Raw genomic sequence first — 21,993 nt, forward strand, 5'->3', positions numbered from 1 at the left:
TCGCCAACGCCACCTACTGGTGCGAGGAGTTCCACATCGACGGCCTGCGCGTCGACGCCGTCGCCTCCATGCTCTACCTCGACTACTCCCGCGAACCCGGTCAGTGGACCCCGAACGAGCACGGCGGACGGGAGAACCTGGACGCCGTCGCCTTCCTCCAGGAGATGAACGCCACCGTCTACCGCCGCAATCCCGGCGTCGTCACCGTCGCCGAGGAGTCCACCGCCTGGGACGGCGTCACCCGCGCCACCCATCACGTGGGACCGGGGGGCTTCGGCGGTCTGGGGTTCGGGCTGAAGTGGAACATGGGGTGGATGCACGACTCGCTGGACTATGTGTCGCACGACCCGGTGTACCGCAGGTACCACCACGACGAGATGACGTTCTCGATGGTGTACGCCTACAGCGAGAACTACGTCCTGCCGATCTCCCACGACGAGGTCGTGCACGGCAAACGCTCACTCGTCTCCAAGATGCCCGGCGACTGGTGGCAGCAGCGCGCCGACCTGCGCGCCTACCTCGCCTTCATGTGGGCCCACCCCGGCAAGCAACTCCTCTTCATGGGGCAGGAGTTCGCCCAGGGTGCCGAATGGTCCGAGGCGCACGGCCCCGACTGGTGGCTCCTCGACCCCGCCTACGGCGCCGAACCCGACCACCGCGGGGTCCGGGATCTCGTGCGCGACCTGAACACCCTCTACCGCGGCGAACCGGCCCTGTGGGAACGCGACACCGACCCGTCCGGTTTCACCTGGATCACCGGCGACTCCGCCGACGACAACGTCTTCGCGTTCCTGCGCCACGCGGCCGACGGCACCCCGCTGCTGGCCGTCTCCCACTTCTCCCCCGCCGTCCGCCACAACTACCGCCTCGGCGTCCCCGAGGACATCCCCGCCTGGCGCGAGGTCCTCAACACCGACGACCTGCGGTACGGCGGAAGCGACGTCACCAATCCCGACCCCGTCAAACCGGAACCCACCGGCCGGCACGGGCGGGCGGCCAGCATCCAGCTGAACCTGCCACCCCTCGCGACGGTGTGGCTGCGGCCCGCCTGAGCCGGCTCCGAGATCCCGCGGCCGGTGCCCGGCGGCGCAATCGCCGGGCACCGTTCGCAGTCGTCACTCCAGGCCGGTGCCCCGCAGCGGCGCGGGCAGTTCACCGGTGTACAGCACGCCCAGCGCCTGGGTGGCCCGGGTCAGTGCCACGTACAGGTCGCTCGTCCCGTACGCCGCGGGCTCGACGACCAGGACGGAGTCGAACTCCAGCCCCTTGGCCTGCCGGGGGTCGAGCAGCACCACCGCGTGGGTGAGGTCGGGCTCCGTGCCCGCCGTCACCCCGTCCAGCCGGCCGGCGAGCGCGGTGTGCAGGGACCGCGGCGCGATCACCGCGAGCCGGCCCTCGGCCGGGGTGAGTTCGGCGACGGCCTTGGCGACCGCGCCTGGCAGGTCGTCCCCGGCCTCGCGCGCCCAGGGCCTTAGCCCGGTGGACCGGACGGAGCGCGGCGGCTCGAACCCGGGGCGCTCGGCCCGCACCACACCGGCGGCGACGTCCATGATCTCGGAGGGGGTGCGGTAGTTGACGCCGAGCCTGGTGTGCTCCCAGCGGTCCTCCACGTACGGGGAGAGAATCTCCTCCCACGAGCCGACCCCCGCCGCCTCCGCGGTCTGCGCGGGATCGCCGACGAGCGTCATCGACCGCGTGGGGCTGCGGCGCATCAGCAGCCGCCACGCCATCGGAGACAGTTCCTGTGCCTCGTCGACGATGATGTGGCCGAAGGCCCACGTCCGGTCGGCGGCGGCGCGCTCGGCCGCACTGCGGTGGTCGTCCTCCTCGTGCCGCTCGGCCATCCGCTCGGCGTCGATGATGTTGTGCGCGGACAGGATCTCGGAGTCCTCCTCGTCCTTGTCGTCGAACTCGTACGTCCGCGAGGCGTAGGAGACGTCCAGCACGCCCTGCGCGTAGGCGATCTGGGTACGGCGTTCCTGGTCGGCCAGTGCCCGCGCGACCCGGTCGTCCTCGCCGAGCAGTTCGGCCGCCTCGTCGAGGAGCGGCACGTCCGCGGCGGTCCAGTCGGCGGGACCGGTCAGCGGGCGGTGGATCGCCGCCGCGTCCTCGTCCGGGAGATGGCCGTACGGGTCGGCCAGGAAGTCGGCGACCAGGCGCCGCGGGGTCAGTCGCGGCCACAACTGGTCGACGGCCGACCGGACTTCGGGGTTCCCGGCGAGTTCGTCGCGGATCTGGGTGATGTCGCTCGGGTCGAGGAGGTTGGAGCCGTCGAAGGGGTCCGTGCCGATGCGTTCGGCGAGCATGTCGGTGAGCGTGTTGAGGATGTGGCCCTCGAAGTGCTCGCGGGCCATGTTGTGCGGCAGGTCCGCCGCGCGGGTGCGTTCCCGGGCGACCCGGACGAGGCCCGCGTCGAGCATCAGGACGTCGCGGTCGTGCTCGATCGCGATCACCGGGTCGGGGAGGGCCTGACGGTCCCGGACCACCTCGACCAGGACGTCGGCCATCGCGGCACGGCCCTTCACGGCGGCCGCCGCGGGCGTGTCGGCGGCCGTCGCGTGGACACCGGGGAAGAGTTCGCCGACGGTCGAGAGCAGCACCCCGGTCTCGCCGAGCGAGGGCAGCACCTCGCCGATGTAGCCGAGGAAGGCGGGATTGGGCCCGACGATCAGGACGGCCCGCTTGGCGAGCAGCTCGCGGTGTTCGTAGAGCAGATACGCGGCGCGGTGCAGGGCGACGGCCGTCTTGCCGGTGCCGGGGCCGCCCTCGACGACCATGATGCCCCGGTGCGGCGCGCGGATGATCCGGTCCTGTTCGGCCTGGATGGTCTGCACGATGTCGCTCATCCGGCCGGTGCGGGCCGAGTTGAGCGCGGCGAGCAGCACGGCGTCGCCGCTCGGGTCCTCGTGGCCGGTGCGTTCACGGTCGCCGAGGTCGAGGATCTCGTCGTGCAGGTCGGTGACGTGCCGGCCCTCGGTGCCGATGTGCCGGCGGCGGCGCAGGCCCATCGGGGTGTGGCCGGTGGCCAGGTAGAAGGGGCGGGCGACCGGGGCCCGCCAGTCGATGAGGATCGGGGTGCGCTCGATGTCGTCGGCGCGGATGCCGATGCGGCCGATGTGGTGGCAGACGCCGGCCAGCGCGCCTTCGGCGGGTGACAGGTCGATGCGGCCGAAGCAGAGCGAACCGTCCACGGCGTTCAGCGCGGCCAGCAGTCCCGAGCGTTCGGCGACCAGGACGTCCCGTTCGAGCCGGGCCTGCATGGGTGTGTTGCCCTGGGCGAGCGCGTCTCCGACCGAGGCCTCGGTGGCACCGCGCAGGGCATCGACACGCGCGTACAGCCCGTCGATGAATTCCTGCTCACTTCGCAGTTCATCGTCGGGGAATTCTGTGTGCGATCCCTTGTTTGACAATTCCACTCCCACCCAGATACACTGCGCCTACTGAACTTCTTCACGGCCTGATTTCTCGAAGTCGTGAATCATTGAATATACGCAGAGAAATCCCCCGGGCGCAATTGCCCAGGGGATTTTTTGTCTGCCGGGCCCTTCCCCCGGGTGGGATCAGATCACGTCGTCCAGTTCCTGGAGCAGCCGCCTCTTGGCCCGGGCGCCCACCATCGACTTCACGGGCTCACCGTCGCGGAAGACCATGAACGTCGGCATCGAGAGCACTCCATAGGCCAGGGTCGTCTCCGGATTGGTGTCGACGTCGAGCTGGACCACCTTGAAGCGGTCCCCCTCCTCGAAGGCCAGCTCGCTGAGGACCGGACCCATCTGCCGGCACGGCGGGCACCAGTCGGCGGTGAACTCCACCAGCACGGGCAGATCCGAGCCGATCACCTCCGCCCCGAAGTCCGCGTCCGTCACCTCGGCCACTCCTGCCGCCCTGATCATCGCGTCCGCCCTCCCAGTTCGCATACGGGTTCCGGACCACCCGGAACCTCCGCGTCGGCCGCCAGCGCGTCACGCGCCCGCTCCGCCCGCGTCAGCTGCTCGCCGACCTGCGCACGCACCGACCGCAGCTCGTCGATCAGCGCGTCGAGCTCGCCGAGCTTGCGCCGGTAGACGTCCAGGGACGCGGGGCACGAGTCGCCCTCCGGGTGCCCGGCCCGCAGACACTCCACGAAGGGCCGTGTCTCCTCCAGGTCGAACCCGAAGTCCTGGAGCGTCCGGATCTGCCGGAGCAGCCGCAGGTCGTGCTCGTCGTACGTCCGGTACCCGTTGTCGCCCCGCCGCGCGGGCAGCAGGCCCCGCGACTCGTAGTAACGCAGGGTCCGCGTGGTCGTCCCGGCCCGTGCGGCCAGCTCGCCGATTCGCATGTCACGACGGTAGTCCTTGACGCCGACGTCAAGGCAAGCGTCCGACCGGGGGCGTCCCGGCGCCGGTCAGCGTGAGACGCGGGGCAGCAGCGGCTTGCGGTCCACCGGGGACGACAGCACGATCGAGGTCGTCGTCCGGCCGAGCGCCGAGGTCTGTTCCAGGACGTCCTCCAGATGGATCGTGTCCTCGACGGCGACCTTGAGGATCCAGCAGTCCTCGCCGACGACGTGGTGGACCTCGGTGACCTCGGGGCGGGCCAGCAGTTCCAGCGTCCGCGGGTGCTTGAGCGTGTACCCGCCGTGCGGATTGACGCGGATGAAGGCCTGGATGCCGTACCCGAGGCGGGACGCCGACACCTGGGCGCCGTATCCGGTGATCGCGCCGGTGGCCTCCAGCCGGCGCACCCGCTCCGCGACCGCCGCCGGGCTCAGCCGGACACGGCGGCCCAGCTCGCTGAGCTTGATGCGGCCCTCGCTCTGGAGCAGGTCCAGGATCTGCCGGTCGAGCGCGTCGAAGCCCACCGGCGTTTCGCCGGAGACGGCGCGCGGATGCCGTGTTTCTTTCGGCAGGACAGCCGGATCTCCCATGTCTCCCCCTTCGGGACTCGCCCTTGCGACGGGAGAATTATGACCACAGGCCGAAGCGCCGTGAACGGCCGGCGAACAATCGCCGGCACGGGAAACGCAACGCATGGGTGCATGAGGCACACGTGCGGTGAGACGGGGGAGAACCACATGCGGGAGATCTGCGTCATCGGCGGAAACCGGTATTTCGGAAAACGTCTCATCACCCGGCTGATCGCGGCGGGAGACCGGGTCACCGTCGTCAACCGCGGCTCGTCCGCGCCGCCCGCCGGGACGGTTCATCTGATCGCCGACCGCGACGACGAGAAGTCCCTGGAGGAGGCGCTGGGTTCACGGGTCTTCGACGTCGTCGTCGACCAGGTCTGCTACACCCCGCGCCAGGCGGAGATCGCCCGCCGGGTCTTCGCGGGACGCACGCGCCGGTACGTGATGACGTCCACCGTAGAGGTGTACGAGTACGAGGACACGGCGGACCCGGTCGGCGAGGACGCCGTGGATCCCCGCACGGTCACCGTGCACACCGAACTCCCCTGGAACGAAGCGGAGTTCCTCGAAGCGCACTACGGCGAGGGCAAGCGGCAGGCCGAGGCCGTGTTCGCCGCCGGTCCGGCCTTCCCGTACGTGGCCGTGCGCGTCGCCCATGTGCTGGGCGGGGACGACGACTTCACCGGGCGGCTGGAGCACTACGCCGACCGGATCCGTACCGGCGAGGCGATCGCCGTGCCCGCCGTGAACCACCCGGCGACGTACATCCACGTCGAGGAGATCGCCGACTTCCTGTTCTGGGCGGTGGGCGAGGACTTCACCGGACCGGTCAACGCCGCCTCCCACGGAGCCCTGACCACACGGGAGTTGTGCGAGGCGATCGGCGCGCACCTCCCGGACGGCCGGACGGTCCTGGAGGCCGTCGAGGTGGGCGAGGTCTCCCCGTTCTCCTTCCGCCGCTCCTACGGCATGGACAACTCCCGGGCCGAACGGCTCGGTTTCCCCTTCGGTGACGCGCGGGCCTGGCTGCCGGGCGCGGTGGCCGAGACGCTCGGAAAGGACGACTGACATGCGCTACCGCAATCTGGGCGGACTCCGGGTGAGTGCCATGGGCCTCGGGGTGATGCCGCTGTCCATCGAGGGACGGCCTGACGAGGCGCGGGCCCTGGCGACCGTGCACGCGGCCCTCGACGCGGGCGTCACCCTGCTCGACACGGCGGACTCCTATCACCTGCCCGGCGCCGGACCCGGCCACAACGAAAGGCTCGTGGCCCGCGCCCTGGCGGCCTACGGCGGTGACACCTCGGACGTCCTGGTGGCCACGAAGGGCGGCCGGGGCAGGCCGGCCGACGGCACCTGGACGGTGAACGGCTCCCCGCGCCGGCTGAAGGCGGCGGCCGAGGCCTCGCTGAAGAGGCTGGGGCTGGAGGCGATCGGCCTCTACCAGCTGCACAAGCCCGATCCCGCCGTCCCGTTCGAGGACTCGGTGGGCGCCCTGCGCGACCTCCTCGACGCGGGCACCATCCGGCTGGCCGGCGTCTCCAACACCACCACCGACCAGATCCGCCGGGCCCACGCGATCCTCGGCGACCGGCTGGTCTCCGTCCAGAACCGGTACTCCCCCGCGGTACGCGACAGCGACCCCGAACTGCTCCTGTGCGCCGAGCTCGGGCTCGCCTTCATGCCGTGGAGCCCGCTCGGCGGCATCTCCCGCAGTTCCCTGGACGGCCCGTCCGGCTCCTCCGGCGGCGGCTCCGACGGCCGTTCACCGGAGCGGTTCGGGGCCTTCCACGCGGTGGCCCGGGAGCACGGCGTGAGTCCTCAGCAGGTCTGTCTCGCCTGGCTGTCGGACCGTTCCCCCACCGTGATCCCGGTCCCGGGCGCCAGCCGCCCGGAGACCGCGCGTGACTCCGCGGGTGCCGCGGACCTGGTCCTGAGCGCGGACGACCTGGCCCGCCTCGGCCCGTGAGCCGGGCCACGCACGGACATCCCCGGGGCCGGACTCAGACCATGACCCCGGCGGACTCCTCCACCTCGAGCAGCGAGGCGCTCTGCCGTTCCGCCTCGAACGCCTTGTGCCCGCCGCGCAGGCCGAACAGCCTTTTGGCCAGGGCGATGTAGAGGACGGCGAGGATGTTGAGGACCAGGGTCGCGATCTTCAGCCAGCTGATGTGCTCGGTGAGTTCGTAGATCTCCAGCGGGAGGAACGCGGCGGTGGCGACGACCGTGAGGTACTCCGCCCAGCGCTTGGCGTACCAGAGCCCGAACGCCTCGACGATCTCGATCAGCGCGTACACCAGCAGCAGGACCGCGACCAGCGTCAGCGTGGAGTGCTTGTAGCCGAAGGTCTTCTGGATGGTGCCGACGACGGGCGAGTGGTCGAGGTCGTAGTGGAAGTGCCGGAAGACCGGCCTGAGGACGTCGAGGTACTCGTCGAAGAGCCGGCGCACCGCGTACTGGCTGTTGCTGAACTTCCACACGGCGGCCGCGACCAGCACGATGAACACCCCGCGCACGGCCCGCTCGATCGCCAGGAAGCGCAGGATGAACAGGTCGCGGAGCACCTTGCCGCGCGGCACCAGCGGCGCCTCGGCGGCCGGGCCGCTGCCGTGCGGGGCGCCGAGCGCGAAGTCGCCGCAGCGCAGACAGCGCCAGACCTCGCCGAGCGCGGTGTCGGCGTGCAGCCGCACCCGCAGGCGCGGGTCGTCCGGCGCGTAGGTGACGTGCCCCTTGCGCGCACAGGTACGCCGGTCCCAGTCGATCTTCATGCTCGGTGTCCTCCGCAGAACGAGCGTGCCGTGCCGGACTGCCCGGCACGGCACGGTAGTGCACGTTCTACGAGACGGCGGCCCGGGGGGTCACGGTTCCGGCCGATTCCCCACTCAGCCCTCCGGCCCCACGACTGGCCTCTTTCTCGGCGTCGGCGTCGGCGTCGGCGTCGGCGTCGGCGTCGGCGTCGGGCACGGCAATGCCCCCGGAACCGGAGTGGTCACCGGCCTCGGACCCGGTTCCGGTTCCGGACTCGGCGTCGGTCGCAGGCTTGCTCTCGGTCGCGGTCGCGGTCGCGGTCTCGGACCCGGTTCCGGGCTCGGCGTCGGCCGCGGGCACGGCCTCGGTCTCGGCTCCCGGCCCGGTCCCGCGCGGCAGCAGGATCGCCACCAGCACCGTGCCCACGCCCAGGATCACCGCTCCGACGAGGCTGGTGTGTGCCACCGCGTCCGAGAAGGACGAGCCGACCGCGTCCGCCATCTGCCGGGCGCCGTGGCCGAGTTGGCCGGCCTGCGCCTTCAGCTGGGCCGCCTGTTCGGCGTTCGCCGACTGCGCGGCCTGTTCGCCGAGCTGCCGGGCCTTGTCGCCGATGCCCTGGGCGACGGCGTACCCGGCGCCCACCGAGTCCTGGGCCGTGGCCAGGGCGCCCGCCGGGAGCTTGCCGCCCGCGGTCGCGTCGGCGAGGTGCGAGGAGTACGAACTCGACAGCACCGAGCCGAGGATGGCGATGCCGAGCGAGCCGCCGAGTTCCAGCGAGGTGTCGTTGACCGCGCCGCCGACACCGAGTTCGGCCTCGGGGAAGGCGCCCATGATGGCGTCCGTGCAGGGCGAGAGCGCCAGCCCGATGGCGAGGCCGAGCATGACGAGGGGCAGGACGAGGTCGCCGTAGGCCGAGGAGGCGTCCACCCGGGTGAGCAGGGCCAGTGCCGTCGTGCCGCCGACCATGCCCGCGGTGACGGTGATCCTCATGCCGACGCGCGGGGTGAGGTAGCCGGTGAGCGCCGAGCCCACGAAGACCGCGCCGGCGAGCGGCAGCATCCGCACCCCGGTGTCCAGGGCGTCGTAGCCGAGGACGAACTGGAGGTGCTGGGTGAGGTAGTAGAAGGCGCCGAAGACGGCCAGGAAGAAGAGGGCGACGGCGAGGTTCGAACCGGCGAAGCGGCGGTGGGCGAAGCGTCGTACGTCGACGACCGGGCGCGGGTGGCGCAGCTCCCACAGCACGAACAGGACCAGTCCGGCCCCGGCGACCACGGCGGCGGTCACGGCCTTCACGCCCCACCCGAAGTGCGGGCCCTCGATGATCATGTAGACCAGCGAGCCGATCCAGACGACGGACAGCAGCCCGCCGACGTAGTCGATGCGGTTGTGGTGCGCGGCCCTGGACGGCGGTACGAGGACGAGCGCGCCCACGATGGCGAGGGCGGCGATCGGCACGTTGATCAGGAACGTGGACGACCAGCCGTGGTGCTCGAGCAGGGCGCCCGCGACCAGCGGGCCGGCGGCGATGGCGAGTCCGGCGGTGGCGGTCCACAGGACGATCGCCTTGGCCCGCTCGGCGCGCGGGAAGGTCGCGGCGAGCAGGGAGAGCGTGGCGGGCATGATCAGCGCGGCGCCGACACCCATGACGGCACGGGCCGCGATGACCCCGGTCGAACTGCCGACGAGCGAGCCGGCGACCGCGCCGCCGCCGAAGACGACGAGCCCGAGGACGAGCGCGCCACGGCGGCTGTACTTGTCGCCGATCGCGCCGAGCAGCAGCATCAGGGCCGCGTACGGGACGGTGTAGCCGTCGATGACCCATTGCAGGTCGGCGCTGGACAGACCCAGGTCCCGGGTCATGTCGGGTGCCGCGACCGTGAGGGCGGTGTTGGCCATCACGATGATCAGCAGGCTCAGGCAGAGGACCAGCAACGCCCACCACCGCCTGGCGTAGGGCCGGTCCATCCTCTCGACCGGTTCGTTCATGACGAGACGCATGGCTACGGTCGCCCTTCCTTCATCGACGGGCACGGAGATCGTCCGCGCCATGACTTGCACAGCAGAGTGCAACTGCACAACACTGTGCAAGATACGAGATTGCACAGCACTGTGCAAATGAAGGAGGGTCGAAGGCCCGTGCTCACAGGACAGGCCGCCGCTCGGTGGCGGGCGGGCAGAATGGCAGCCATGACCACGGGTAACCCGAGCCGCGCCGATGTGAACCGCCGCCGCATCCTGGATGTCGCCCTCGCCGAACTGCTGCGCGACCCCGACGCGTCCATGGACCAGATCGCGCGGGCGGCGGGGGTCGTACGGCGCACGGTCTACGGGCATTTCCCCAGCCGCGAGGCACTGGTCGGCACCCTGACCGACGAGGCCGTCGCGGCCGTAGCGGCGGCGCACGCGGCGGGCCGTGAAGGAGTCGCGGACCCGGCGGAGTCGCTGGCCCGCTCGACCCTGGCCGTCTGGGAGATCGCCGACCGTTACCGGCTGCTGGTCGCCCTCGCCCAGCGCAGCGTCACCATGCAGGGCATCCGCGAAAGGCTGACGCCGGTCCGCGAGGCCTGCGCGGAGATCCTCCGGCACGGCCTGGAACAGGGCGTGTTCGCCTCGCCGCTGCCTCCGTACGCGCTGGCGTACGTGCACGAGCAGACCCTGTTCGCCCTGATGGAGGCGGTGAACGACGGCCTGCTGGCAGCGGAGGAGGCGGGCAGCTCCGCCGCGGTCACCATGCTCACCGCGGCGGGCGTACCCGCCTCACGCGCCACCGAACTCGTGGCGAAGCTGGGCGGCTGAGCCCCGGGAGGAGTCAGGAGCCTCCGGGGACCCGGCCGTCCTCAGCCGTGCACCGGGCGGCCGGGCCCGTGGGGGGATGCCCGGCCGCCCGGCGTTCTCGGGGCCCTACGCCGTGGCCGGCTCCTTCTCTCCGCCCTGCTCCGGCACGTCCGCGTGGGCGTCGGGAGCGGCGTCGGCGTCGGCGTCGTCCAGCAGGGTCTTCTCGTCGAAGGGAAGCTCTCCGGCGAGGACCCGGGACACCCGCTCCTTGTCGATCTCCTTGGTCCAGGTCCCGATCAGGACCGTGGCCACGGCGTTGCCGGCGAAGTTCGTCAGGGCGCGCGCCTCGCTCATGAAACGGTCGATGCCGACGATGAGGCCGACGCCGTCCACCAGCGCGGGCTTGTGCGACTGGAGGCCGCCGGCCAGTGTGGCGAGGCCCGCCCCGCTGACGCCCGCCGCCCCCTTGGACGCGACCAGGAGGAAGAGCAGGAGCGGGATCTGCTCCCCGACGGCCATCGGCGTGCCCATCGCGTCGGCGATGTAGAGCGAGGCCATGGTCATGTAGATCATCGTGCCGTCGAGGTTGAAGGAGTAGCCGGTCGGGACGGTGATGCCGACCACCGACTTGCCGACGCCCAGGTGCTCCATCTTCGCGATGAGCCGCGGCAGCGCGGACTCGGAGGACGAGGTGGACAGGATCAGCAGGAACTCCCGGCCCAGGTACTTCAGGAACGCGAGGATGTTCAGGCCCGTCACCACGCGCAGCAGCGTGCCGAGCACGATGAAGACGAAGAGGAAGCAGGTGACGTAGAACCCGAGCATCAGTACGGCGAGGCTCTTGAGCGCGTCCAGGCCCGCGGAGCCGGTGACGGCGGCGATGGCGCCGAAGGCACCGAGCGGGGCCGCCCACATGACCATGGCGAGGATCCGGAAGACGAGCCGCTGGATGTGCTCCACCCCGCGCAGGACCGGCTGCCCGGCCGGCCCCAGGGCCTGGAGGGCGAACCCGGTCAGGAGCGCCACGAGCAGGGTCTGGAGGACCTGACCCTCGGTGAACGCCGAGATCATCGTGGTCGGGATGATCGAGAGCACGAAGTCGACCGGCGGCAGCGCCTCCGCCGACACCTGGCCCTGGCCGGCCTGCTTGACCGCGTCGGTCATCGCCAGGCTGCTGCCCGGCTCCAGGATGTTGCCGACGACCAGGCCGATGGCGAGCGCGACCAGCGACATGACCAGGAAGTAGCCGAGCGCGATCCCGCCGACGGCGCCGACCTTGGCGGCCTTGCGGACCGAGCCGATGCCCAGCACGATCGTGCAGAAGATGATCGGGGAGATCATCATCTTGATCAGGTTCACGAAGCCCGTGCCGATGGGCTTGAGCTCGACGGCGAAGTCGGGAGCGATCAGGCCCACCGCGATCCCGAGGATCACGGCGCCGATCACGGCGATGTACAGATAGTGCGTGCGGTCCCGCTTCGCGGCGGGTGCGGCAGGTGCCGTTTGCGGCGTGCTGGCCACGGCTGCCCTCCTTGACGACGTCATCGGCATCATCCGGCGTGCGGCTCACGACCGGCGGACCCGGCGTGCGGCTCACGACCGGGGGGGTTCCGGGAGGCGTGGCTCCCGGGGGGATGAGGGGACTATCTCCCGGCGTGTGAGGGCGGTCACCCTTCCGTTCATTGAGTTCACACGCCCCGTCCGAGTGCGCGGGTCCCGTCTCGGCGCGCGGATCCCGCCGAGGCCACACAGACGTCCGGGCGCGCGGGTACCGCCGGGGCCGCGCGGCCGTCCGGCCCCCGCCGTGCCGGTGAGCGTCCGCCCCGGGCCAGGCACACTGAACGGATGCGCCTTCCCCGTGTCCCGCGGCCCCGCAGCCTGGCCGGCCAGCTCTTCGGCATGCAGGCCGTGCTCATCGCGGTCCTCGTCGCCGGGTACGCGCTGTTCACCTACGTCGGCGACCGCAGCCAGGCCGAGGAGGCCGCCGGCCGTCAGGCGATGGCGGTGGCGCGCTCCGTCGCGGACGCCCCGTCCGTCCACGCGGCCATCGGCACGGCCGACCCCACCGGGGAGCTCCAGCCGTACTCCCTGCGCGTCCAGCGGGACACCGGCGTCGACTTCGTGACGATCATGGACCCGCGGGGCATCCGCTGGACGCACCCCGACGAGAAGCTGATAGGCAGGCACTTCCTCGGGCACATCCGCCCGGCGCTGGAGGGCAGGTCGTTCACGGAGACGTACACGGGCAGCCTCGGCGCCTCCGTGCGCGCCGTCACCCCGATCCGGGAGGGCGGCCGGACCATCGGCCTGGTCAGCGCGGGCATCAGGGTCGACGCGATCAGCGAACGCGTCCAGGACCAGGTGACGGCCCTGATCGGGGTCGCGGCGGGCGCTCTGCTGCTGGGCGGCATCGGCACGTACGTCATCAACGCCCGGCTGCGGCGCTCCACCCACGGCATGAACGCGGCCGAGCTGAGCCGGATGCACGACTACCACCAGGCCGCGCTGCACGCCGTACGCGAGGGGCTGCTGATGCTGGACGGACAGTTCCGGGTGGCGCTGATGAACGACGGCGGGCGGGAACTCCTCGGTGTCACCGACGGCGTGATCGGCCGTTCGGTGGCCCAACTCGGGCTGCCCGCGCCGCTGACGGGCGCGCTGCTGTCGGCGCGGCCCCGCATGGACGAGGTCCATCTGACGGACGAGCGGGTGCTGGTCGTGAACACCTCCCCGGTGTCCGGCGGCGAGCGCCGTGGCACGGTGGTCACGCTGCGCGACGTGACCGAACTCCAGGCGCTGACCGGCGAGCTGGACTCGGAGCGCGGCTTCACCCAGGCGCTGCGCTCGCAGGCGCACGAGGCGGCGAACCGTCTGCACACGATGGTCTCCCTCATCGAACTGGGCCGCGCCGAGGAAGCCGTCGCCTTCGCCACCGCCGAACTGGAGCTGGCGCAGGCCCTGACCGACGAGGTGGTCTCCGCGGTCAGCGAACCGGTCCTCGCCGCGCTGCTGCTGGGCAAGGCCGCGCAGGCGAACGAGCGCGGGGTGGAGCTCGTGGTCTCCGAGGACAGCGGCATCGACGACGGACTGCTCCCGGCCTCGCTCACCCCGCGCGACCTGGTCACCGTGCTCGGCAATCTGATCGACAACGCGATGGACGCGGCGCAGGGCACGGTGGGCGCCCGGGTCACGGTCACGGCGTTCACCGAGGAGTCGGCCCTGGTGCTGCGGGTCGCCGACACCGGTTCCGGGGTGGACCCGGCCCACGCCGAGCAGGTCTTCCGGCGCGGCTGGTCCACGAAGCCGGCCGGCCCCGGCGGCCGCGGTCTCGGACTGGCCCTCGCCCGGCAGACGGTGATCCGGCACGCGGGCACACTTGAGGTGTACGAAGGGGCCGACGGCGGAGCCGAGTTCGAAGTACGCCTCCCCCTCCCGTCACCGGCCGCCGGTCAGGTTCCGGCCGGGAACGGCACCCCGGACCCCGAATCCGCCCCGGCCCGGGCCCTCGCTACCGGGCCGACCCCGGCCCCGGCCTCCACCTCGGACACCGGGCCCACCCCGGCCCCGGCCTCGCGCGCCGGCCCGGCCCCAGGTCCCGCCGCCGTCCCTGGTGCGCGGTCCGCTCAGCCGTCCGCCGAGTCCGTTCTGCCTGGAGGTGGCGCATGACCAGCCCGATCCGTGTGCTCGTCGTCGAGGACGATCCCGTGGCCGCCGACGCGCACGTCATGTACGTCGACCGGGTGCCCGGCTTCACGGCGGTGGGCAAGGTCCACACCGGCGCGCAGGCGCGCCGCGCGCTGGACCGCACGCCCGTGGATCTGCTCCTGCTCGACCTGCACCTGCCGGACACGCACGGCCTCCAGCTCGCGCGCTCGCTGCGCGCCGCCGGCTATCACGCCGACGTGATAGCGGTGACCTCCGCCCGGGACCTGGCGGTCGTGCGGGAGGGGGTGTCGCTCGGGGTCGTGCAGTACGTCCTCAAGCCGTTCACCTTCGCCACCCTGCGCGACCGGCTGATCCGGTACGCCGAGTTCCGCGCGGCGGCCGGCGAGGCGAGCGGTCAGGACGAGGTGGACCGCGCGCTGGCCACCCTGCGGGCTCCAGGACCGGCCGCGCTGCCCAAGGGCCTGAGCGCGCCGACCCTGGAACGGGTGACCGTCACCCTCAGGGACCACCCCGGCGGACTGACGGCGGCCGGGGCCGCGGAGGCCGTCGGCATCTCCCGGATCACGGCCCGGCGCTATCTGGAACACCTGGTGGAGGCGGGCCGCGCGGCCCGCGCCCCGCAGTACGGGACGGTCGGGCGGCCGGAACTCCAGTACCGCTGGGTGAAGAGCTGACCGGACCGGACGGGGCCGCCGGACAGGCACCGGCGGACGGAGCTGTCGTACGGCAGAGCGAATTTCGGACCGCGACCGAAACCGTACGTTCCTACAATCCGTGATTGTGGCCGAACAGACCGTAGTCATCGCTGTCCCCGGCCCATACTTTGTGCGCGTGCACCGACCGCAAGCCCAACAGCCCACCCCGCCCTTCAACGCCCTGGCAGCCCGAAGACTGCGGGCAGCGCTCGGAATGGGGCCCGAGCATGTCGCGTACGGCCTGAGAGCCTCGTACGGACTGCCGTACGCCACACCCGATCTGGTCATCGCCTGGGAACACGGCATCACGGTGCCGAGCAGCCCCGAACTCACCGCTCTCGCAGGTGTTCTGTGGTGCTCGGCAGGTGAACTCATAGGCGCGCCGAGGACGTTGCGCGAACACCGGGTCGCCCGCGATCTCGCGCCGGAGGACGTGGCAGCCGCCCTCGGGATCGGCCTCCCCGCCTACGAGCGGATGGAGGAGTCCGGCAACTGGCGTGGCAGCGAACGGCAGTCGGCCGCGCTCGCCGAGGTGCTCGACCTCTCGCTGCCCGACCTCATCACCGTGACGGGCCGCGACGGCCGGCTCGGCGACCTGCTCCGCAGTGCGGTGACGACGCGCTGGCAGGCCTATGTGCGCCCGGTCGCGAAGGTGGTTCCGCTGGAGCGCGGTCTCCTGGAGGTCGTGCTGGAGGAACTGCACACCCATTACCAGGGCCGGATGACGGCCACGCTGAACTGGGGCGGCGGTCCGGCCGCCACCGGCTCCGGCGAGTCCGGCCGGGAGTTCCTCGACCGGGTCGTCGATCATTTCTGGACGGCTGTCCGCGGAAGTACGTACTGAGGTCCCGGTTCTGACGGAGGACGACGGCCCCGGGCGCGCACCGCGGCCGGTCCCGGTCCGACGCCCGTCCGGCGTCGGACCGCCTTTTGTCTCCCGTCCCGTCCCCCGTCTCCGGTCTCCGGTCTCCGGTCTCCGGTCTCCGGTCTCCGGGAGGACTAGAAGACCGACTCCGCCTCGTCCATGCGGTCTTTCGGAACCGTCTTCAGTTCGGTGGTCGCGTCCGCGAGCGGCACCATCTCGATGTCCGTACCGCGCAGCGCGGTCATCTTGCCGAAGTCGCCCCGGTGCGCGGCCTCGACGGCGTGCCAGCCGAAGCGGGTGGCGAGGACACGGTCGTACGCGGTCGGCGTGCCGCCGCGCTGGACATGGCCGAGGATGACCGGCTTGGCCTCCTTGCCGAGGCGGCGCTCGAGCTCGTACGCCAGGGCCGTGCCGATGCCGAGGAAACGCTCGTGGCCGAACTGGTCGATCTCGCCGTGGCCGTAGTCCATGGTGCCCTCGGCGGGGTGGGCGCCCTCGGCGACACAGATGACGGCGAACCGCTTGCCGCGCGAGAAGCGCTCCTCGACCATCGCGACCAGGTCGGACGGGTCGAAGGGCCGCTCGGGCAGGCAGATGCCGTGGGCGCCGGCCGCCATGCCGGACTCCAGGGCGATCCAGCCCGCGTGCCGGCCCATGACCTCGACGACCATCACGCGCTGGTGGGACTCGGCCGTCGTCTTCAGCCGGTCCATGGCCTCCGTCGCGACGCCGACGGCGGTGTCGAAGCCGAAGGTGCGGTCCGTCGCGGAGATGTCGTTGTCGATGGTCTTCGGGACGCCGACCACCGGCAGGCCCGCGTCCGACAGCATCCGGGCCGCCGTGAGCGTGCCCTCGCCGCCGATCGGGATGAGCACGTCGATCCCGAACTCGCGGGCCATGTCCTGGGCGTTGTCGCAGGCCTCGCGGAGCCGGTCGCGCTGGAGCCGGGAGGAGCCGAGGACGGTGCCGCCGCGGGCGAGGATGCCGCTGACCGCGTTGAGGTCGAGGCTGCGGTAGTGGCCGTCGAGAAGCCCGGCGTAGCCGTCCTCGAAGCCGATGACCTCGTCGCCGAAGTTGGTGACCGCTCGGTGCACGACCGACCGGATCACTGCGTTCAGGCCAGGGCAGTCGCCGCCTGCCGTGAGAACTCCGATGCGCATCGTGCTGTGTCTCCCGCTCCCTGCTGGTCCGTGTGAGCCGCTTCGATTGTTTCACGGCCCGGGGTGCACCGCCGATTCCGCCCGGCCCCCGCCGCGCCACCCGGTCGCCTCTCCCCCTGACCGGCACACTTGCCCTGGCGGGCGTCTTAGCCAGCGCCGGAGGTATTGTCAAGAGGGTTCTGCTCACGTTGGTGGGCCCTTTTTCCGAGCCCAGAAATCAGCCTGGCGACGAAACGGATGGAGAGCACGCGTGACGCGCAGCGTGTACGTGACCGGGATCGACCGGGGCGACGGCCGGCAGGTCGTCGAACTGGGGGTCATGGAGCTCCTGACCCGCCAGGTCGACCGGGTGGGGGTGTTCCGTCCCCTCGTTCACGACGGTCCCGACCGGCTCTTCGAGCTGCTGCGGGCCCGCTACCGGCTCGCGCAGGACCCGGCGACGGTGTACGGCATGGACTATCACGAGGCGTCCGCGCTCCAGGCGGAGCAGGGCACCGACGAGCTGGTGTCCACGCTCGTCGACCGGTTCCACCTGGTGGCCCGCGACTACGACGTCGTCCTCGTCCTCGGCACCGACTTCGCCGGCACCCAGGTCCCCGACGAGCTGGCACTCAACGCCCGTCTGGCGAACGAGTTCGCCGCGTCCGTGCTCCCGGTCGTCGGCGGCCGGGGCCAGAGCGCCGAGTCGGTGCGCGCCGAGACCCGCAACGCCTATCGCGCGTACGACGGGCTGGGCTGCGACGTCCTCGCCATGGTGGTGAACCGGGTGGCCCCCGAGGACCGGGCGGAGATCGCGGAGCGGCTCGACTCCCGGCTGCCGGTGCCCTGTTACGTCCTGCCGGACGAGCCCGCGCTGTCCGCGCCCACGGTCGCGCAGATCACCCACGCGCTCGACGGCCAGGTGCTCCTCGGCGACGACGCGGGACTCGCCCGTGACGCGCTCGGCTTCGTCTTCGGCGGCGCGATGCTCCCGAACTTCCTTGCGGCGCTGACCCCGGGATGTCTCGTGGTCACCCCCGGGGACCGGGCCGACCTGGTGATCGGCTCGCTCGCGGCGCACAGCGCCGGCACCCCGCCGATAGCCGGCATCCTGCTCACCCTGGACGAGAAGCCCAGCAGCGAGATCCTCACGCTCGCCGGCCGCCTCGCGCCCGGCACCCCGGTCGTCTCGGTGGCCGGGAACTCCTTCCCCACCGCGGAGGCGCTCTTCGCCCTCGAGGGCAAGCTGAACGCGGCCACGCCCCGCAAGGCGGAGACCGCGCTCGGCCTGTTCGAACGTCATGTGGACACCGCCGACCTGCTGAAGCGGGTCTCCGCGCCCAGCAGCGACCGGCTCACCCCGATGATGTTCGAGCACCAGCTGCTGGAGCAGGCCCGCTCCGACCGGCGCCGTGTCGTGCTGCCCGAGGGCACCGAGGAGCGCGTCCTGCACGCCGCCGAGGTGCTGCTGCGCCGGGGTGTCTGCGACCTGACCCTCCTCGGCCCGGTCGACCAGATCCGCAAGAAGGCCGCCGACCTCGGCATCGACATCAGCGCCACCCAGCTCATCGACCCTCAGACGTCGCCGCTGCGGGACTCCTTCGCCGAGAAGTACGCCGAACTGCGCGCCCACAAGGGGGTCACGGTCGAGCTGGCCTACGACGTCGTCGCGGACGTCAACTACTTCGGCACGCTGATGGTGCAGGAGGGCCTCGCCGACGGCATGGTGTCGGGGGCCGTGCACTCGACGGCCGCGACGATCCGGCCCGCGTTCGAGATCATCAAGACCACGCCGGAGTCGAGGATCGTCTCGTCCGTCTTCTTCATGTGCCTGGCCGACAAGGTCCTGGTCTACGGCGACTGCGCGGTGAACCCCGACCCGAACGCCGAGCAGCTGTGCGACATCGCCATCTCCTCGGCCGCCACCGCGGAGCAGTTCGGCGTCGAGCCGCGGATCGCGATGCTGTCGTACTCCACGGGCACCTCGGGTTCGGGCGCCGACGTCGACAAGGTGCGCGAGGCGACCGAGCTGGTGCGCTCGCGCCGCGGCGACCTGAGGGTCGAGGGGCCGATCCAGTACGACGCCGCCGTCGAGCCGTCGGTCGCGGCGACGAAGCTGCCGGAGTCGAAGGTCGCCGGTCAGGCGTCCGTGCTGATCTTCCCCGACCTCAACACCGGCAACAACACCTACAAGGCCGTGCAGCGTTCGGCCGGCGCGATCGCCGTCGGCCCGGTGCTCCAGGGTCTGCGCAAGCCCGTCAACGACCTGTCCCGCGGCGCGCTCGTCCAGGACATCGTCAACACGGTCGCCATCACGGCGATCCAGTCCCAGACCCCCGAGCAGAAGGCTGCCGTTCAGTGAGCGACCGTCCGTCCCCCTCGGCCGCCGTGCCCGAGGAACCCGCAGAGCCCGCCTCCCCGCCGGCGGCGCGGGTCCTCGTCCTCAACTCCGGCTCGTCGTCGGTGAAGTACCAGTTGCTCGACATGCGTGACGGCACCCGGCTGGCCGTGGGCCTCGTGGAGCGCATCGGCGAGGGCACCTCGCTGCTGCGGCACACCACGCGGGCGACGGGCGAGACCCGCGAGCGGGCCGACACGTTCGCCGACCACGAGGCCGCGCTGAAGGCGATGGCCGAGGAACTGGCGGTGGACGGGCTAGGCCTCGACTCCCCCGAACTGGCCGCGATCGGCCACCGCGTGGTGCACGGCGGGCGGATGTTCACCGAGCCGACGGTCATCGACGCGGAGGTCCTCGCGGAGATCGAGCGGCTGATCCCGGTCGCTCCCCTGCACAACCCGGCGAACCTCACCGGCATCCGCACCGCGATGGCGCTGCGCCCCGACCTCCCCCAGGTCGCGATCTTCGACACCGCGTTCCACACGACGATGCCGGAGGCGGCCGCGCGCTACGCGATCGACGTGGCGACGGCCGACGAGCACCGCATCCGCCGGTACGGCTTCCACGGCACCTCGCACGCCTACGTGTCCCGGACGACCGCCGAACTCCTCGGCAAGACGCCCGAGGAGGTCAACGTCATCGTGCTGCACCTGGGCAACGGGGCGTCGGCGTCCGCGGTCAGGGGCGGGCGGTGCGTGGACACCTCGATGGGGCTCACTCCGCTGGAGGGGCTGGTGATGGGAACGCGGTCCGGCGACGTGGACCCGGCCGTCATCTTCCATTTGGAGCGCGTTGGCAACATGTCCACGGACGAGATCGACACTCTTCTCAACAAGAAGAGCGGTCTGATCGGCCTGTGCGGCGACAACGACATGCGGGAGATCCGCCGCCGTGTCGACGAGGGGGACGAACAGGCCCGGCTCGCCTTCGACATCTACATCCACCGGCTGAAGAAATACATCGGCGCCTACTACGCGGTCCTGGGCCGGGTGGATGCCGTCGCGTTCACCGCCGGAGTGGGCGAGAACGCCGCCCCGGTGCGCGAGGCCGCGATCAGGGGCCTGGAGGAACTGGGGCTCGCGGTCGACGGCGAACTGAACGCCGTGCGCGGCGGTGAGCCCCGGCTCATCTCACCGCCGTACGCGCGCGTCGCGGTCGCGGTCGTGCCGACGGACGAGGAACTGGAGATCGCCACGCAGACGTACGCGCTGGTCGGAAAGGGCGACGGCTGAGCGGGGCGGAGAGCCACGCCTGAGCACCCGCCCGCCCATTTGTATCTTCCGCCAGACGGAATATTCCGATGCGAAACAAACCGATAGGATCGCTCCATGCGCCGTTCGAAAATCGTCTGTACTCTCGGCCCCGCGGTCGACTCCCACGAGAAGCTGGTCGCGCTGATCCAGGCCGGCATGAATGTGGCCCGGTTCAACTTCAGCCACGGCTCTCACTCCGAGCACCAGGGCCGGTACGACCGTGTCCGGGCCGCCTCGGCCGAGACCGGCATCGCCATCGGTGTCCTCGCCGACCTTCAGGGCCCCAAGATCCGCCTGGAGACCTTCGCCGAAGGCCCCGTCAAGCTGGAGCGTGGCGACGAGTTCGTCATCACGGCCGAGGACGTGCCGGGCGACAAGCACATCTGCGGCACGACCTACAAGGGTCTGCCCGGTGACGTCTCCAAGGGCGACCAGATCCTCATCAACGACGGCAACGTCGAGCTGCGGGTCGTCGAGATCGACGGCCCCCGGGTCAAGACGGTCGTCATCGAGGGCGGCGTGATCTCCGACCACAAGGGCATCAACCTGCCCGGCGCGGCCGTCAACGTGCCCGCGCTGTCGGAGAAGGACGTCGATGACCTGCGCTTCGCCCTGCGGATGGGCTGCGACATGGTCGCCCTGTCCTTCGTGCGCGACGCCAACGACGTGAACGACGTCCACAAGGTGATGGACGAGGAGGGCCGCCGCGTCCCGGTCATCGCCAAGGTGGAGAAGCCGCAGGCGGTCGACAACATGGAGGGCGTCGTCGCGGCGTTCGACGCCGTCATGGTGGCCCGTGGCGACCTGGCCGTCGAGTACCCGCTGGAGAAGGTCCCGATGGTGCAGAAGCGCCTCGTGGAGCTGTGCCGCCGCAACGCCAAGCCGGTGATCGTCGCGACCCAGATGATGGAGTCGATGATCACCAACTCCCGTCCGACGCGCGCCGAGGCCTCCGACGTGGCCAACGCGATCCTGGACGGCGCGGACGCGGTCATGCTGTCGGCCGAGTCCAGCGTGGGCGCGTACCCGATCGAGACCGTGAAGACGATGTCGAAGATCGTCGTCGCGGCCGAGGAGGAGCTCCTCTCCAAGGGCCTTCAGCCGCTCGTGCCGGGCAAGAAGCCGCGTACGCAGGGCGGTTCGGTCGCCCGTGCCGCCTGCGAGATCGCCGACTTCCTCGGCGGCAAGGGTCTGGTGGCCTTCACCAAGTCCGGTGACACCGCCCGCCGGCTCTCGCGCTACCGCGCCGCCCAGCCGATCCTGGCCTTCACCACGGACGAGGGCACCCGCAACCAGCTGACGCTGAGCTGGGGCGTCGAGTCGCACGTCGTGCCGTTCGTGAACAGCACCGACGAGATGGTCGAACTGGTCGACCGCGAGCTTCAGAAGCTCAAGCGGTTCAACGAGGGCGACGTCGTCGTGATGACCGCCGGTTCGCCCCCCGGCGTCCCCGGCACCACCAACATGGTCCGGGTGCACCACCTGGGCGAGGTCTACCACGCCTGACACCCACCGCCGTACAGACGCTGAGGGCGCCCCCTGTGAACAGGGGGCGCCCTCAGCGTC

Annotated in this window: 18 protein-coding genes; 10 read left to right on the top strand and 8 right to left on the bottom strand. The window is 71.3% G+C overall.

What is annotated here, in order from left to right; all coding sequences use genetic code 11:
* Window positions 1-1,052, top strand: a 1,052-nt coding sequence (glgB, locus tag ABZV42_RS36760) for a 1,4-alpha-glucan branching enzyme (protein WP_356055833.1), incomplete at its 5' end; no start/stop codon positions are given.
* Window positions 1,053-1,115: 63 nt separating this feature from the next.
* Here glgB and ABZV42_RS36765 read toward each other — a convergent pair.
* From ABZV42_RS36765 to ABZV42_RS36780, 4 genes are all read right to left on the bottom strand, one after another.
* Window positions 1,116-3,368: an ATP-dependent DNA helicase gene (locus ABZV42_RS36765; protein ID WP_356055865.1), complete on the bottom strand. Its 2,253-nt coding sequence runs from the start codon at window positions 3,366-3,368 to the stop codon at window positions 1,116-1,118.
* Between the two features lie 192 nt (window positions 3,369-3,560).
* The gene (locus tag ABZV42_RS36770) at window positions 3,561-3,893 is read right to left on the bottom strand and encodes a thioredoxin domain-containing protein (protein WP_355981705.1); all 333 of its coding nucleotides are present in this window, start codon (window positions 3,891-3,893) and stop codon (window positions 3,561-3,563) included.
* Window positions 3,890-4,318 carry a MerR family transcriptional regulator gene (locus ABZV42_RS36775; RefSeq protein ID WP_355981702.1) on the bottom strand — a complete coding sequence of 143 codons (429 nt, stop codon included), beginning with the start codon at window positions 4,316-4,318 and terminating at the stop codon, window positions 3,890-3,892. Before ABZV42_RS36775 ends, ABZV42_RS36770 begins: the two co-directional genes overlap by 4 nt.
* A gap of 66 nt (window positions 4,319-4,384) precedes the next feature.
* Window positions 4,385-4,906, bottom strand: coding sequence for an Lrp/AsnC family transcriptional regulator (locus ABZV42_RS36780; protein WP_356055835.1), 522 nt, complete (start codon window positions 4,904-4,906; stop codon window positions 4,385-4,387).
* Between the two features lie 147 nt (window positions 4,907-5,053).
* Between ABZV42_RS36780 and ABZV42_RS36785 the strand changes: the two genes are divergently transcribed.
* Complete coding sequence (locus ABZV42_RS36785; protein WP_356055838.1) at window positions 5,054-5,956, top strand: NAD-dependent epimerase/dehydratase family protein; 903 nt, start codon at window positions 5,054-5,056, stop codon at window positions 5,954-5,956.
* Window position 5,957: 1 nt separating this feature from the next.
* Entirely contained in the window at window positions 5,958-6,857 is a 900-nt protein-coding gene (locus ABZV42_RS36790; RefSeq protein WP_356055839.1) for an aldo/keto reductase, read from the top strand.
* A 34-nt stretch (window positions 6,858-6,891) separates the two neighbouring features.
* Here ABZV42_RS36790 and ABZV42_RS36795 read toward each other — a convergent pair whose 3' ends face one another.
* Together ABZV42_RS36795 and ABZV42_RS36800 are read right to left on the bottom strand one after the other, a co-directional pair.
* Window positions 6,892-7,656 (bottom strand): DUF2127 domain-containing protein, encoded by a 765-nt coding sequence (locus ABZV42_RS36795; RefSeq protein WP_355981690.1) that lies wholly within the window; start codon window positions 7,654-7,656, stop codon window positions 6,892-6,894.
* Between the two features lie 67 nt (window positions 7,657-7,723).
* A complete protein-coding gene (locus ABZV42_RS36800; RefSeq protein WP_356055841.1) occupies window positions 7,724-9,634 on the bottom strand; it encodes an MFS transporter in 1,911 nt (636 codons plus the stop codon).
* Between the two features lie 189 nt (window positions 9,635-9,823).
* On the opposite strand from ABZV42_RS36800, the gene ABZV42_RS36805 reads away from it, so the two are divergent.
* Window positions 9,824-10,432, top strand: a complete 609-nt coding sequence (locus ABZV42_RS36805; protein ID WP_355981685.1) for a TetR/AcrR family transcriptional regulator — start codon at window positions 9,824-9,826, stop codon at window positions 10,430-10,432.
* Between the two features lie 105 nt (window positions 10,433-10,537).
* Here the strand turns inward: ABZV42_RS36805 and ABZV42_RS36810 are convergent, their stop codons facing one another.
* Window positions 10,538-11,956 carry a cation:dicarboxylase symporter family transporter gene (locus tag ABZV42_RS36810; protein WP_355981682.1) on the bottom strand — a complete coding sequence of 473 codons (1,419 nt, stop codon included), beginning with the start codon at window positions 11,954-11,956 and terminating at the stop codon, window positions 10,538-10,540.
* A 300-nt stretch (window positions 11,957-12,256) separates the two neighbouring features.
* On the opposite strand from ABZV42_RS36810, the gene ABZV42_RS36815 reads away from it, so the two are divergent.
* The 3 genes from ABZV42_RS36815 (at window position 12,257) to ABZV42_RS36825 (ending at window position 15,616) form a co-directional block, all read left to right on the top strand.
* Entirely contained in the window at window positions 12,257-14,077 is a 1,821-nt protein-coding gene (locus ABZV42_RS36815; protein WP_356055843.1) for an ATP-binding protein, read from the top strand.
* Entirely contained in the window at window positions 14,074-14,751 is a 678-nt protein-coding gene (locus ABZV42_RS36820) for a response regulator (RefSeq protein WP_355981677.1), read from the top strand. Before ABZV42_RS36815 ends, ABZV42_RS36820 begins: the two co-directional genes overlap by 4 nt.
* Window positions 14,752-14,902: 151 nt before the next feature.
* On the top strand, window positions 14,903-15,616 hold the full coding sequence (locus ABZV42_RS36825; protein WP_356055867.1) for a helix-turn-helix transcriptional regulator: 714 nt from the start codon (window positions 14,903-14,905) through the stop codon (window positions 15,614-15,616).
* 155 nt (window positions 15,617-15,771) lie between these two features.
* Here ABZV42_RS36825 and ABZV42_RS36830 read toward each other — a convergent pair whose 3' ends face one another.
* Window positions 15,772-16,797, bottom strand: coding sequence for an ATP-dependent 6-phosphofructokinase (locus tag ABZV42_RS36830; protein WP_355981675.1), 1,026 nt, complete (start codon window positions 16,795-16,797; stop codon window positions 15,772-15,774).
* A 250-nt stretch (window positions 16,798-17,047) separates the two neighbouring features.
* Between ABZV42_RS36830 and pta the strand changes: the two genes are divergently transcribed.
* The 3 genes from pta to pyk all read left to right on the top strand — a co-directional run bounded on the left by pta (window position 17,048) and on the right by pyk (window position 21,933).
* Window positions 17,048-19,138, top strand: a complete 2,091-nt coding sequence (gene pta / locus ABZV42_RS36835) for a phosphate acetyltransferase (RefSeq protein ID WP_355981672.1) — start codon at window positions 17,048-17,050, stop codon at window positions 19,136-19,138.
* A gap of 26 nt (window positions 19,139-19,164) precedes the next feature.
* Window positions 19,165-20,406 carry an acetate kinase gene (locus tag ABZV42_RS36840; protein WP_355981748.1) on the top strand — a complete coding sequence of 414 codons (1,242 nt, stop codon included), beginning with the start codon at window positions 19,165-19,167 and terminating at the stop codon, window positions 20,404-20,406.
* Window positions 20,407-20,502: 96 nt separating this feature from the next.
* Window positions 20,503-21,933, top strand: a complete 1,431-nt coding sequence (gene pyk, locus ABZV42_RS36845; RefSeq protein WP_356055845.1) for a pyruvate kinase — start codon at window positions 20,503-20,505, stop codon at window positions 21,931-21,933.
* Window positions 21,934-21,993: the final 60 nt, after the last annotated feature.

The organism is Streptomyces sp. NPDC005281 (genome assembly GCF_040607495.1).
In the GTDB taxonomy this organism is placed as follows: domain Bacteria; phylum Actinomycetota; class Actinomycetes; order Streptomycetales; family Streptomycetaceae; genus Streptomyces.

Coding starts and splice junctions, on each gene's coding strand:
- ABZV42_RS36780 (WP_356055835.1), bottom strand. CDS start 4,906: ATGGGAGATCCGGCTGTCCTGCCGAAAGAAACACGGCATCCGCGCGCC.
- ABZV42_RS36810 (WP_355981682.1), bottom strand. CDS start 11,956: ATGACGTCGTCAAGGAGGGCAGCCGTGGCCAGCACGCCGCAAACGGCA.
- ABZV42_RS36785 (WP_356055838.1), top strand. CDS start 5,054: ATGCGGGAGATCTGCGTCATCGGCGGAAACCGGTATTTCGGAAAACGT.
- pyk (WP_356055845.1), top strand. CDS start 20,503: ATGCGCCGTTCGAAAATCGTCTGTACTCTCGGCCCCGCGGTCGACTCC.
- ABZV42_RS36790 (WP_356055839.1), top strand. CDS start 5,958: ATGCGCTACCGCAATCTGGGCGGACTCCGGGTGAGTGCCATGGGCCTC.
- ABZV42_RS36800 (WP_356055841.1), bottom strand. CDS start 9,634: ATGCGTCTCGTCATGAACGAACCGGTCGAGAGGATGGACCGGCCCTAC.
- ABZV42_RS36805 (WP_355981685.1), top strand. CDS start 9,824: ATGACCACGGGTAACCCGAGCCGCGCCGATGTGAACCGCCGCCGCATC.
- ABZV42_RS36815 (WP_356055843.1), top strand. CDS start 12,257: ATGCGCCTTCCCCGTGTCCCGCGGCCCCGCAGCCTGGCCGGCCAGCTC.
- ABZV42_RS36770 (WP_355981705.1), bottom strand. CDS start 3,893: ATGATCAGGGCGGCAGGAGTGGCCGAGGTGACGGACGCGGACTTCGGG.
- ABZV42_RS36830 (WP_355981675.1), bottom strand. CDS start 16,797: ATGCGCATCGGAGTTCTCACGGCAGGCGGCGACTGCCCTGGCCTGAAC.
- ABZV42_RS36775 (WP_355981702.1), bottom strand. CDS start 4,318: ATGCGAATCGGCGAGCTGGCCGCACGGGCCGGGACGACCACGCGGACC.
- ABZV42_RS36820 (WP_355981677.1), top strand. CDS start 14,074: ATGACCAGCCCGATCCGTGTGCTCGTCGTCGAGGACGATCCCGTGGCC.
- ABZV42_RS36795 (WP_355981690.1), bottom strand. CDS start 7,656: ATGAAGATCGACTGGGACCGGCGTACCTGTGCGCGCAAGGGGCACGTC.